Source organism: Streptomyces sp. AN091965, assembly GCF_022698285.1.
Lineage (GTDB): Bacteria > Actinomycetota > Actinomycetes > Streptomycetales > Streptomycetaceae > Streptomyces.
Genome location: NZ_JALDMY010000001.1, coordinates 117,010 through 129,465, shown reverse-complemented (window position 1 = coordinate 129,465; position 12,456 = coordinate 117,010). Strand labels below are relative to the sequence as shown.

Annotated in this window: 8 protein-coding genes; 7 read left to right on the top strand and 1 reads right to left on the bottom strand. The window is 74.7% G+C overall.

Going from position 1 to position 12,456, the window contains the following annotated elements; genetic code table 11:
• The first annotated feature begins 906 nt into the window (after positions 1 to 906).
• The 4 genes from MQV74_RS00580 (at position 907) to MQV74_RS00565 (ending at position 5,453) form a co-directional block, all read left to right on the top strand.
• Entirely contained in the window at positions 907 to 1,524 is a 618-nt protein-coding gene (locus MQV74_RS00580; protein ID WP_242714014.1) for a ScbR family autoregulator-binding transcription factor, read from the top strand.
• Positions 1,525 to 1,731: 207 nt separating this feature from the next.
• Positions 1,732 to 2,148 carry a hypothetical protein gene (locus MQV74_RS00575; RefSeq protein WP_242714013.1) on the top strand — a complete coding sequence of 139 codons (417 nt, stop codon included), beginning with the start codon at positions 1,732 to 1,734 and terminating at the stop codon, positions 2,146 to 2,148.
• Positions 2,149 to 3,113: 965 nt separating this feature from the next.
• Positions 3,114 to 3,965: an NAD(P)H-binding protein gene (locus tag MQV74_RS00570; RefSeq protein WP_242714012.1), complete on the top strand. Its 852-nt coding sequence runs from the start codon at positions 3,114 to 3,116 to the stop codon at positions 3,963 to 3,965.
• A gap of 753 nt (positions 3,966 to 4,718) precedes the next feature.
• Positions 4,719 to 5,453: an SDR family NAD(P)-dependent oxidoreductase gene (locus MQV74_RS00565; protein ID WP_242728464.1), complete on the top strand. Its 735-nt coding sequence runs from the start codon at positions 4,719 to 4,721 to the stop codon at positions 5,451 to 5,453.
• A gap of 744 nt (positions 5,454 to 6,197) precedes the next feature.
• Here the strand turns inward: MQV74_RS00565 and MQV74_RS00560 are convergent.
• The gene (locus MQV74_RS00560; protein WP_242714011.1) at positions 6,198 to 7,379 is read right to left on the bottom strand and encodes an IS701 family transposase; all 1,182 of its coding nucleotides are present in this window, start codon (positions 7,377 to 7,379) and stop codon (positions 6,198 to 6,200) included.
• A gap of 1,499 nt (positions 7,380 to 8,878) precedes the next feature.
• Here MQV74_RS00560 and MQV74_RS00555 point away from each other — a divergent pair.
• The 3 genes from MQV74_RS00555 to MQV74_RS00545 all read left to right on the top strand — a co-directional run bounded on the left by MQV74_RS00555 (position 8,879) and on the right by MQV74_RS00545 (position 12,452).
• Positions 8,879 to 9,481 (top strand): TetR/AcrR family transcriptional regulator, encoded by a 603-nt coding sequence (locus tag MQV74_RS00555; RefSeq protein WP_242714010.1) that lies wholly within the window; start codon positions 8,879 to 8,881, stop codon positions 9,479 to 9,481.
• A gap of 146 nt (positions 9,482 to 9,627) precedes the next feature.
• Positions 9,628 to 11,181, top strand: coding sequence for an MFS transporter (locus MQV74_RS00550; protein ID WP_242714009.1), 1,554 nt, complete (start codon positions 9,628 to 9,630; stop codon positions 11,179 to 11,181).
• Positions 11,178 to 12,452, top strand: coding sequence for an acyltransferase family protein (locus MQV74_RS00545; protein WP_242714008.1), 1,275 nt, complete (start codon positions 11,178 to 11,180; stop codon positions 12,450 to 12,452). Before MQV74_RS00550 ends, MQV74_RS00545 begins: the two co-directional genes overlap by 4 nt.
• Positions 12,453 to 12,456 lie beyond the last annotated feature (4 nt).

The window sequence follows — 12,456 nt, the reverse complement described above, 5'->3', positions numbered from 1 at the left end:
GGCACTGACAGGGGCCGCGGTCGGGACGGTGCCACCGGCGATCAGGGCGGTGGCGAGGGATGCGACGGCAGCGCGGGGGAGCTTCACAGATGCCTCCCAGGGCATGCTCGGCTCCCAGGGAACCGATCTGATGAACCAGCTGACCCGGGGAGGTCGGACCGGTGGAATCCGTCACCGGTTTCACCACGCAAACACAGACGAGCCGAGGCCCCACTCCCTCTTCGAGAGCCATCGGTGTGACATCAGGCGGCCGGACAGGGATCCCACGGCGGTCGCGAGGGTCTGGACGATGGTGCTGTCGGGTGCGCCCCGGACAGCGCAGGCCGCGGACGGCGGCGCGGGCGTGGCCGACATGGAGGGCGCCCTCCTTGGCCAAGGCCCGTAGGAAGGGCAGGCGTCCGGCGTCCGTGCCGAGGTCGGGCGGGTTGGTCTGCGATGAGTGCGCGCTGGCCGTGAACGTGATGGCCGCCCGCGGTGCGGGGCAGTGCCTGGCGGGAGGGTGCCCCGTGCCGCTTTCGGTACGCGCCCTGGAGAGCGTCTCGTTTCAACGCATAGAGGCTTGGAAGGCCTTCTGCGATCCCGGCTGCGCTGCCAAGAAAGCCCGCGTCGAGCACCTCTACGCGCTCGCCGACGGCGAGGTCGCCCGCGAGGAAGCCGAACTTGAGGTCGTCTTGTGCTCGGACGGGTTCGGACCGCTCGGCTTCCAGTCCCGCCCTGCCGCTGCCTGTGTTGGGGGTTGGTGGTGGGCGGTCCGTGAGGCCAGCCGGGCCGGGGGCGGGTGGGTTGGTCGGTGGGTTGGTGTGTGGGGTGGGTTTGGGTGGGGTTGGTGGCCTGGTGTGGGGGTGGGGTGGGGGCGTAAAATAACGGCCGTTCGTTTTTGTGGCGAGGAAGGGCAGGGGACGCTCGATGGTGGAGCCTAAGCAGGAGCGTGCGGTGAGGACCCGGGATGACATTCTGCGGGCGGCGGCGCTGGCTTTTGATGAGTTGGGGTATCGGGGGGCGAGTATGCGGGAGATTATGCGGCGGGCGGGGGTGACGTTGGGGGCGGTGTATTTCCATTTTGAGAGTAAGGAGGCGTTGGCGCGTGCGGTGATTCGTGCGCAGCCGGAGGTGATGGTGCCGCGGGTGCATTCGCAGGGGTTGCAGCGGTTGGTGGATCTGTCGTTGGTGTGGGCGCATCAGTTGAATGTGAATCCGTTGTTGCGGGCGGGGGTGCGGTTGGCGGTGGAGCAGCGGAGTCATGGGATTGAGGACGATACGTCGTTTTATGAGTGGGAGAGGATTTTCCAGGGCTGGCTGGAGGTGGCGCGGGAGCAGGGGGAGTTGGCGGTGGGGGTGGAGCCGGAGGTGGTGGCGGAGTTCGTGGTGGGGGCGATGACGGGTACGCAGCAGCATGCGCATCTGACGGGGACGACGGCGGCGTTGCCGCAGCGGATTGTGCGTATGTGGCAGTTGCTGTTGCCGGGTATTGCGCGGGCGCAGGCTGCGGCCGCGATTGATCTGGATCCTGGCCGGGGCCGGTAGCCGGCGAGCAGGGGGGGACGGGGGCGGTGGGGGTGTTGTTACCGGCAGGGGCGTCTACGGTTCAGGGTGCGGCGGATCACGGGACAGGTGCGGCCGCCCGCACGGGCAGCGTCGCCCGCACGGTGGCCCGCTGGGGGAGTACGGCCGGTGCGGAGCGTACTGTCCGGGCGGGCGCCGGTGGCGGGGGCCGGCAGGCAGGAGCGGACCGTGCCGGCGGGGCGGACGGCGCTGACCGTGCCGATGACGCCGCCCGCGCAGCCCGTGCGGAGGCGGTCCGTGCTGGTGGAGCGGGGAGTGCCGAGGAGGCGAGCAGGGCGTTCGGCCCGGCTGGCCCGGCTGGCCCGGCTGGCCCGGCTGGCCCGGCTGGCCCGGCTGGCCCGGCTGGTGTGGCTGGCCCGGCTGGCCCGGCTGGTGTGGCTGGCCCGGCTGGTGTGGCTGGTGGGTGTGGTGCGGGCGGGGTGGGGGATGCCGCTGAGGCGGGGGGAGTTGAGCGCGCGCCTGGTGTGGATGGTTCGGGCGGGGCCCGTGGTGTGGGCAGTGCGGGCGGCAGGGAGAGCGCCGGGGGTGTGGAGGGGGCTGACCGTGCGGTCGGTGTCGGCCGTGCGGGCCGTGCCGGGGGCGTGAGCTGTGCATCCGCTCCGGTCGGTACGCATGGTGCGGGTGGTGTGGGAGATGCCGCCGGTGCAGAGGGAGTTGACGGTGCGGGGGGTGTGGCTTGTGTTGGTGGTGCGTGTGGCGGGGCTGGTGTGGGCCGTGTGAGAGGCCCGGGCCGTGCGGCGGCTGCTGACGCAGTGGCTGGTACGGGTGGCGCTGGTGGCGTTGGCGGTGTGAGCGGGTGCGGCGGTCGGGGCGGTGCGCAGGGCTGGCAGGCAGCTGACCGTACGGGCGGTGTGGGCGGTGCGCGGAGTGGGGCTGGGACCGGCGGCACTGGCAGTTCCGGCAGTACCAGCAGCTCCGGCGGCATGGGTAGCGGCTTCGGCCGTGGTGGTCGTGGTGGTGCGGGTGGTGTCGGCGGCTCAAGTGGCGGGTGCGACGGGAGTTATACGGGTGTAGCAGACGGTGCGGGCGGTGCACGGGGCGAGGCTGGCTCCGGCGGCTCCGGCGGCTCCGGCGGCTCCGGCGGCTCCGGCGGCTCCGGCAGTTCCGGCAGTTCCGGCAGCTCCGGCGGTACCGGCGGCTCCGGCGGTGGTGGTGCGGGTGGTGTTGGCGGTTCAAGTGGCAGGTGGGGCATGGATTGTGCGGGTGTGGCGGGCAGTGGGGGCGGTGCGCGAGGCGGGGGTGGTGCCCGTGGCAGAGGCCCGGCTGGCGGTGTGGGCGGCTCCGGCAGCGGGGGGCTGCCCGGTGGTGGGGGTGATGCGGGCCGTGCTGGCGAGGCGGGTGGTGTGGGTGGCGCGGGCCATGCGGGTGAGGCGGGTGGTGCGTGTGTGCGTGGTGGTTTGGGCCGGGGCGGTGCCGGTGGCGGCGGGGGTGTGGAGGGTGGTGCGGGCTCTGTGGGTGGTGCGGGTGTCCTGTCCGGGTGCCGGGGCGTAGGTGGTGGGTGGGGTTCGAGTGGGGGGATCCGTAAGGGTGGTGGGGGTGGTGGGGGTGGTGTGCGGGTGGTGGTGGCGGGGGCTTCGGGGACGGTGGGGCGGTTGGTGGTGGGGGAGTTGGTGGGGGCGGGGTGTTATGTGCGGGCGTTGACGCGTGATCCGGGGGCGGCGGTGCGGGCGGGGGTGGGGGGTGTGGTGGTGCGGGCGGATTTTGGTGATGGGGTTTCGTTGGAGCGGGCGTTGGCGGGGATGGATGCGTTGTTGGTGATTACGAGTGATCCGTTGCGTCCTGATCATGATGAGCGGGTGTTGGGGGCGGCGGTGCGGGTGGGGGTGGGGCATGTGGTGAAGGTGTCGGCGCTGGCGGTGGCGGATGCGGGGGCGGGGGATGTGATCACGTGTTGGCAGCGGGTGTGTGAGCAGCGGGTGAGGGAGTGTGGTCTGGGGTGGACGGTGCTGCGGCCGCGGGCGTTTATGTCCAAGGCGCTGGCCTGGGGGCCGTTGGTGCGTGAGCGGGGTGTGGTGCGGGCGGTGTACGGGTCGTCGGTGAATGCGTGTGTGGATCCGGGGGATGTGGCGGCGGTGGCTGCGCGGGTGCTGACTGAGCCCGGGCATCAGGGGCGCTGTTATGAGCTGACGGGGCCGGTGGCGGTGTGTGCGCGGGAGCAGACGCGGGTGCTGGCGCGGGTTTTGGGGCGGCCGTTGCGGTTTGAGGAGATGGGGGTGGAGGAGGCCTGGCGGCTGTGGCGTGCGCGGTATCCGGAGCCGTATGCGCGGGCTCTGCTGGAGAGCGCCGAGCGTCAGCGGGCGGGGGCGAAGGCGGGGGTCAGTGCGGGGGTGCGGCAGGTCACGGGCCGCGCTCCGGCCGGTTTCGCCGACTGGGCCAGGCGTCATGCCGGTTTCTTCGGCTAGCCGCGGCGCGGGCGGCGCCCCGCGCGCCTGCCGCGGCCCGCCCCGCCCGCTGCCCCGGGCCCGCTGCCCCGGGTCCGCTGCCCCGGGTCCGCTGCCCCGGGTCCGCTGCCCCGGGTCCGCTGCTTCGGGCTCCATGCCCCCTGCTTCGGGCTCCGTGCTTCGTGCCGTTCGTATGCGCCCCGTCCCGGGGACGCTGCTGGTGCTGGTGCTGGTGCTGGTGCTGGTGCTGGTGCTGCGGGGTGCGGCGGCTTGTCCCGCCTGGGACATGGCCTGCCGCCTGCCTGTGTCCTTGCTTCTGGCCTTGTTCCTGTTCCTGTGCCTGTGTGGGGTCTGCTTCGTTCGTGGTCCTGCTGTGTGTCCCGCGCGCTGTTCCTGGGGCGTGGGTGTGGGGGCGTGTGCGGTGCGGGCCGGGTGGGGTGGCTGGTGGCGGGGTGTTCTGCGGGTCTGGTGTGGGGAAAGGTTTCTGCTGCCGGGGTGCGGGGCCGGGCCGGGCGTGCGGGGCGGGTGTGTGCGGCGGGTCCGGTGGGTGCGCGTGTATGGCGGTGTGCCGGCCGTGCGGGTGCGGGTGCGGGTGTGCGGCGGATGCGGGTTTCGTCAGGGCCCGCGGATGCGGCGCGGACGCTGAAGCGGGTGCCGGAGCGGGTGTTCGGAGTGGGTGTCGGAAGTGGTTTTCACTGTTTTCGCTAGGGGAGGGGTTTGCTGGTGAGGGATGGTCTGGGAGCGGGGCGGGATCTGTTGGGCGGGGCGACGGTGATGATTACGGGGGCCTCGAGCGGGATCGGTGCGGCCGCGGCGCGGTTGTTTGCTGCGGAGGGTGCGGCGGTGGTGTTGATGGCGCGGCGTCAGGATCGGTTGCGTGCGCTGGTGGGGGAGATCGAGGCGGGGGGCGGGCGGGCGCTGGCGGTGGCGGGGGATGTCACGGTGGCCCAGGACGCGGCGCGGGCGGTGAAGGAGGCGGTCAATGTCTTTGGCGGTCTGGACGCGGCGTTCAACAATGCGGGCTGGGGGACTGCGGGCACGCGGCTGCACGAGACGGATGACGAGGTGTTCGCCCGGATTGTGGAGGTGAATCTGCGTGGGGCCTGGAACTGTCTGAAGGCGCAGATCACGCAGATGCTCGAGTGCGGCCGCGGTGGTGCGATCGTCAATACCGCCAGTGTCGCGGGGGTGGTGGCCACGGGGGCGGCGGCGCCGTATGTGGCGGCCAAGCACGGGGTGATCGGGTTGACCCGGGCCGCGGCTGAGGAGTACGGCCGTCAGGGTATCCGGGTCAACGCGCTGGTGGTGGGCAGTACCCGCACCGAGCTGATGGACGATGTGCTGAGCCAGGTGCCCGCGCTGGAGGAGTCTTTCGTGGCCCGTTCCGTGCAAAAGCGCATGGCCCGTCCCGAGGAGGTGGCCGAGGCTGCCGCGTGGCTGTGCAGTTCGCGTGCCTCGTTCGTCACCGGGGCCGCGATGGCCGTCGACGGCGGCTGGACCGCCGCCTGACCCCCGCCGTCCGTCCCCGGGGCCGCAGCCTCGGCGCGCCCGGCCCGCCGCACCCGGCCCCGTGGGGTGCCCGGTCCGGGGCGCCTGGCCTTGGCGTGTGCTGGGTCCGCCGTGTGCGGCTCGGGCAGGTGCCGGTGCCTGGGCTGTGTGCCGCGGCCGCCCGGGTGCCTTGCGCCTGTGTGCCGGGGGTGGCCGCCTGGAGCGCCCGGCCGCGGGGCCGCAACCCCGGGGCGTCCGGCCGGGGTTGCGCGAAGCCTGCCGCACCCGGCCCCGTGGGGTGCCCGGTCCGGGGTGCCCGGACTTGGTGTGTGCGGAGTCCGCCGTGTGCGGCTCGGGCAGGTGCCGGTGCCTGGGCTGTGTGCTGCGGCCGCCCGGCCGCCTTGCGCCCTTGTGCCGGGGGTGGCCGCCCGGAGCGCCCGGCCGCGGCGGGTGCCAGGGCCGTGCCTCGGGCGCACCGCGGCAGGTCCCGGCCTGCTGTATGCCGCACCGGGTCCTGGCCCGCGTACGAGAAGAAGGGGGGTGGGCGGTCCGGAGTGCGCCGTGTGCGGGCCGTGCAGCGCACCCGCCCCGGCCCAGGGGGTGCGGGTGCGCCGGGGCCCGGGCCCCGGCCCGTGCCTGCCGCGGCCCGGCGCCGGAAATGGGGCCCGCCCGGCGGGTCATGGGCCGAGCCGGGGCCGGGGGCCGGGGCCGGGGCCCGGGGGCCGGGCTCCCGGGGGCGGAGGGCCCGGCCGGGCCGGGGGTGGGTCAGGCGGTGCGGGGCAGGGGCTGGTCGGCGGCCGGTGCGCACAGCCGGCTGTAGGCGTAGGCGGCCGAGACCAGGGTCATGTGGTGGTGCCAGCCGGGGTAGGAGCGCCCCTCGAAGTCCAGCAGCCCGCACTCCTGTTCCAGGTGGGTCATGGTGGCGCGGGTGCGGGCGTGCAGCTGGGCCAGGGACATCAGCTCGTCCAGGCGCGCGTCCAGCAGGTTGGAGACCCATACCCGGGCCGGGCGCTGGAGGCTGGGCCGCCACTGGGTGAAGATCCGCAGGGTGTGGGTGGTGCCGGGCAGGCGGACCAGGCCGGACAGGATCCGGATGTGGCGCTGGCCGTGCTCGGGCGTGGTGACGGTGACCACGTGCGGATGGCGGGTGCTGTGCTGGTAGAGGAACTGCCGCGCGCCGTGCGGGCTGTGGGCGCCCAGATGCGAGGCGCCGGTGCGGGCGGTGGCCGGGCACACCCCCATCCCCGGCGGCACCGACACCACCATCGCCCGGCCCTGGCGGTGCAGCTGCTCGATGAGCTGCGCGACATCGGTGTGGTCACTCATGTCCGCCACCACCGGCGCGGGCGCGTGCCGGGTGCGCTGGGCCAGCGTGCCCGCCAGGTCCGCCGCGTGCGCCCACAGCGGCCGGTGCCGGGCCACGGATGGGATCCGGGCCCGCTCGCGCAGCCGCTCATCGGCGTTCCACTGCTCGGGCAGCATCAGACGCCAGTCCACCGGCAGCTGCATCTCGCCCAGCGACAGGAACACCCCGATCCCCAGCTGGCAGTTGATGGTGCGCCCGGCCTCGGGCACGAACCGCCGGTGCACCCCGCAGGAGTGCCCCCCGCGCTTGGGCAGCACCGCGGTGGCGATGATCCACGCCCGCGGGGCGCCCCGCTGCTCCACGTAGCGGATCAGCTCCTTGCGGGCCGGATCCCATTCCCAGGGACTGGCGTTGATGAACTGCTGCAGCGACTGCGAGGCGGTGGGCGAATCGGAGATCGCCGCCGCCAGGCGCCGCACCGACTTCTTGCCCGGTGTCGAGAGCAGCCCCTGCAGATACCCCTGCGCCCAGCGCCGCTGATCGGCGCGCGGCAGATGCCCGAAGAGCGCCGCGGCGAACGCGGGCAGCGGATCACCGCCCCCCGCCGCCGACGCCACCCCCACCTGCTGCTGTCCGGCCATGGTCGTTCCCCTCCGTGACGTGTCCGACCCAAAAAGCGTAGCGAACGTTCGCTTTGTTTTCGAGAGAGGGGAGCGTACCGGTGCGACTTGGTGAACTCCAGCGCCCCGCACGGGACTTCACGCCCGCGTGAACGCCCCCCAGGCCCCGCCGCCCCCCTCCCGTCACCCCCTCCCGCACCCCTCCCCGCGCTCCGCCCCGCACCCCTTCCCGTACTCCGCCTCGTACTCCGCCCCGCACCCCTTCCCGTACTCCGCCTCGTACTCCGCCCCGCACCCCTTCCCGTACTCCGCCTCGTACTCCGCCTCGTACTCCGGCCCGTACTCCCTCCCCGTGCTCCGTTCCCGGCCGGGCCGGGTGCGGTGCCGTGCTCCGGCCGGGGCGCTGGTGTGGGGGTGGTGTGGTGCTTTGGGGGGTTGCCGGGAGAGTCCGGGCTTTCGGTGTCCGGTCGGACGAAAGGGCGAAAAACTGTGGAAAGAGGGGGAGTGGGGAGGGAAAAAGGCCTGAGGCTTTCCCACGTTGGCGTTGTGGTGTCCCCTCCCGCGTCGGAAGCTCAAAGTCCGGTACGTCGGTCGTGGTGGAAGGAGGGCCCCGGTGACGCGCAGCACGCCGCACCCGGCACCCGGCCCCAGGAGCAGGGCACCCGCACCGCCCGACCGGGCCCCTGCGCCCGGCAGTTCACCGCCCCCGCCGCCGCCCGCACCCGCAGGCGCCGGCCACGGGCAGGCTTCGGCCCGCGTACCGGCAGACCGCGCCGCCCGGCCCGCGCACCCGCCCTCCGCCCCGCCGGACGGCACCGGTGCCCGCGTGCGTGTGCGGCCCGCCCCGCCGGACGGCACCGGTGCCCGCGTGCGCGTACGGCCCGCCCCGCCGGACGGCACCGGTGCCCGCGTGCGCGTACGGCCCGCCCCGCCGGACGGCACCGGTGCCCGCGTGCGCGTACGGCCCGCCCCGCCGGACGGCACCGGTGCCCGTGTACGTGTGCGGCCCGCGCCGCTGGACAGCATCTGCCCCCGCGTGCGTGTGCGGCCCGCGCTGCCGGACGGCACCGGTGACCGCGTGAGGCGGGTGCCCGCGCCGGTGAACGCACGCCGCAGCACGCCGGCTTCGCCGCCCGCGCCGGTGGGTGAAGCGTGCGGGAGGGCGTACCGCACCCACCGGCGGGTGAGCAGCCCCCCGGTACCGGCCCGCCCTGCCTTCGCCCCGGTGCCCGCCCGCCCTGCCTCCGCCCCGGTGCCCGCCCGCCCTGCCTTCGCCCCGGTGCCCGCCTGGCGCGCCTTCGCCCCGGTGCCCGCCTGCCCGGCGTCCGCCCCGGGCACCCGTCCGCCCGGCCGGGGTGGTGTGCGCGGCCAGGGGGGCGGGGGCGGGGCGCGGGCCGGGCCGGTGGGCGGGCCGGTGGCTGCCGGCCGTGTGCCGGGACTTGACCGCTCGTGTACCGCCTTCGCCCCCCGTACCGCTGCGTGGTGCGCGGGGGTGTCCCACGTCCCCAAGGGAGTCGACAGTGAAACAGGAACGCGCCGCACGCACCCGCGAGGCTCTGGTGCAGGCAGCCGCCGTGGCCTTTGACCACGCCGGTTTTCACGGCACGTCCCTTGGCCGGATCAGCAAGGCGGCGGGGATCTCCATGGGCGCGTTGACCTTCCACTTCCCCACCAAGGACGAACTGGCCGACACCGTGCAGCTGCGCGGGCTCACCACCACCCGTGACGCCGTCCAGCGGCTGGCCAGCGGCCGCGAGGCGGCCCTGGAGACGGTCGTGGACGTCACCCTGGAACTGGCCGCCCTGCTCCAGGAGGAACCCGCGGTACGCGCCGCGGCCCGCCTGAGCCGCGAACGCGAGGGCGCCCGCGGCGCCGCCCTGTGGCCGCGGGCCTGGCTGCCGGTGATCGAGGAACTGCTGGAGGCCATGCCCGCGGGCCAGCTGCGCGCGGGCTGCGACACGCGCACCGTCCTGGCCCTGGTGCAGCACCTGGTGGCCGGTGTGGAGTCCTATCTGCGCAGCTGCGGCCCGGGCGGCTGCGACACCTGCAAGAGCGCCCCCGAACAGCTGGCCCGGATCTGGGAGCTGGCCCTGTACGGCATCCGCTGCGGGCGCGGCCTGTAGGCGGCTGCGTCTTGCGCAAGTCGGCGTTGCCGCCCCGGCGCCGGGCGCCCGAGGCTGGGAGACACCCCCGGACTTTCCCTGCTGCCCCCCTTTTGCCCCGCTGCCGGTCTGTCTGCCGGCCGGTGTCCTTGTCAAGGAGCTGCCCCGTGGCGGACACAGACGTCTCTGCCCGCACCCCCGCCGAGCCCCCCGCCCCCGCACCCGCCCCCGCTGCTGCGCAGGAGGGGGGCGTGCCCGCCGGTGCGGGCGTGCGGCGCCGGGGCTGGCTGCTGGCGGTGGTCCTGGGCGGCACCTTCATGGCGATCATGGACGGGTTCATCGTCAACGTGGCGGTGCCGGCCGTGCGCACGGGCCTGGGCGCCAGTTTCGCCCAGGCCCAGCTGACGGTCTCCGGCTATCTGCTGGCCTACGGCCTGTTCCTGGTCGCCGGCGGCCGCCTGGGCGACCGCTACGGCTTCCGGCGGCTGTTCCTGACCGGTCTTGCGGTGTTCACCGCGGCCTCCCTGGCCTGCGGCCTGGCGGGCTCGGCCCCCGCGCTGATCGCTTTTCGTCTCGTGCAGGCGCTGGGCGCGGCCCTGTTCTACCCCCAGGTCCTGTCGGTGCTGCAGACCGCCTTCAGTGGCCGCTTGCGGGCCCGGGCCTTCGCCGCCTTCGGCGCCACCATCGGCGGCGCCTCGGTGGCCGGCCAGCTCGCGGGCGGCCTGCTGGTGCAGGCCGACCTGCTGGGGATGTCCTGGCGCCCGGTCTTCCTTCTCAACGTCCCCCTGGGACTGCTGCTGTTGCTGGGCGCCGCCCTCACCCTGCCCCCCGCCCCCCGCCCCGCCCGCCCTGCCCGCCGGGGTCCTGGCGGCGCGGGGCTGGACGGGGGCGGCACGCTGCTGCTGAGTGCCGTGCTGGCCCTGCTGCTGGTGCCCCTGACCCTGGGCCACGGCGCGAGGTGGCCGCTGTGGAGCACGGTGATGCTGGCCGCCTTCGTGCCCGGCGCCGCCCTCTTCATCGCCTACGAGCGGGCCCTGGCCCGCCGCGGCGGGCAGGCGGTGATCGACCCGGGCCTGTTCACGTGCGGCCGCTTCGGGGCGGCCGGCGCGCTCGCGGTGGCCTTCTTCGCCGGCAACGCCGGACTGTTCTTCCTGCTCACCTGGCATCTGCAGAGCGAACTGGGCTACGGCGCGCTGCGCGCGGGGCTGTACTTCACCCCGCTGGCGCTGATGTTCGTGGCCGCCTCGCTGGCGGCCCCGCGGCTGCAGGAACGTATCGGCACCCGGCTGCTGGCGGCCGGCTACGCCCTCAACGCCGCGGGCACCCTGGCCCTGCTGGGCGCCACGGCTGTGAGCGCGGCCCGGCCCGCCCCCGCCGTGCTCCTTGGCTGCCTGGCCGTGATCGGCCTCGGGCAGGGCCTGGGAGTCAGCCCGCTGTTCGCCGCCGCGCTGCGCGAGGTGCCCGCTGCGCTGGCGGGCGCGGCCTCGGGGGTGCTGGAGACCGCCGCCCAGCTCGGCATGGCCCTGGGCGTCACCCTCACCGGCCTGGCCTTCACCGCCCGCCCCGGCCCAGGCACCACCCCTGCCTCCGGCGCCTCGGGCGTCTTCGGTGCGTTCGGGGCGGGCCTGGCGGTCGCCGCCGTGCTGGCGCTGGCCGCGCTGGCCCTGGTGCCCCGCCTGCTGCGCACCCCTGCTGCCGCGCTGCCCGGTCCGCGGCCGTGAGGCACCCGCTGCGGGCCGTGCCGGGTGCCCGCGACCGGACGGGCGTGCACGGGCCCGCCGGGCCGGGCCCGGCCCGGCGGCTGCCGTCGCTGACCGGGATGCGTTTCGCCGCGGCGCTGCTGGTGTTCTGCTTCCACGCCTCCTACGAGAACCTCTTCGCCGACCGGCAGGTCAACGCCGCCTTCCATGAGGCGGTCAGCCAGGCGGGCTGGACGGGGGTGTCGTTCTTCTTCGTGCTGAGCGGTTTCGTGCTGGCCTTCTCCGCCCGCTCCAAGGACACCTGGCGGGCGTTCTGGCGCCGCCGCCTGGTCAAGATCTACCCCAGTCACCTGGTGACGCTGGCGGCCGCCGCGGCACTGCTGGCCGCCGCCGGTCTGCCCCGGCCCGCGCTGCTGCGCAACCTGCTGCTGGTGCAGGCCTGGCAGCCGGATGTGGAGGTCATCCTCAGCGCGAACCCGGTCAGCTGGTCGCTGAGCGCGGAGGCCCTGTTCTACCTGGCCTTTCCCGCCCTGTGGGCGGGAGTGCGCCGCATCCGCGCCGAGCGCCTGTGGTGGTGGGCCGCCGCCCTGACGGCCGCCGTGGCCGCGCTGCCGGTGCTGGCCGCCGTGCTGCTGCCCGCCGGCCCGCACATGCACTGGCTGGCCATCAGCGAGGAACAGTACTGGTTCCTGCTGGCCTTCCCCCCGGTGCGGGCGGCGGAGTTCGTCCTGGGCATGGTGATGGCCCGCCTGGTGGCCACCGGCCGCTTCCCCGGCCGCGGCCTGGCCCTGCCGGTGCTGGCCCTGGCGGCCTCCTACCTGCTGGCGCTGGCCCTGCCCGTCGCCTACGGCATCGCCGCCCTGGGCGCGGCCCCGCTGGCCTGGCTGGTCGCCGCGGGCGCGCGCGCCGACCTCAGCGGGGCCCGCACCCTGCTGGCCAGCCGCCCCCTGGTCCGCCTGGGCGAACTGTCCTTCGCCTTCTACCTGCTGCACCGCCTCATCCAGTTCCACGGCCACCGCGCCCTGGGCGCACAGCGCGCCTTTGGCACCGGTGCGGCCGCGGGCCTGCTCCTGCTGGCCTGCGCCCTGACCCTGCTGGCGGCCTGGGTGCTGCACACGGCCGTCGAACAGCCCCTGCTGCGCCGCTACGCCACCCCCCGCCGCACCCCCCGCACCCCCCGCCCTCCCGGAACTCCCGGAACTCCCGGAACTCCCGGAACTCCTAGTGCTCCCGAAACTCCTGGTGCTTCCGGTGCTGTGGGCACCTCCTCTTCTGCTCCCGCGTCCAAGTGAGGCC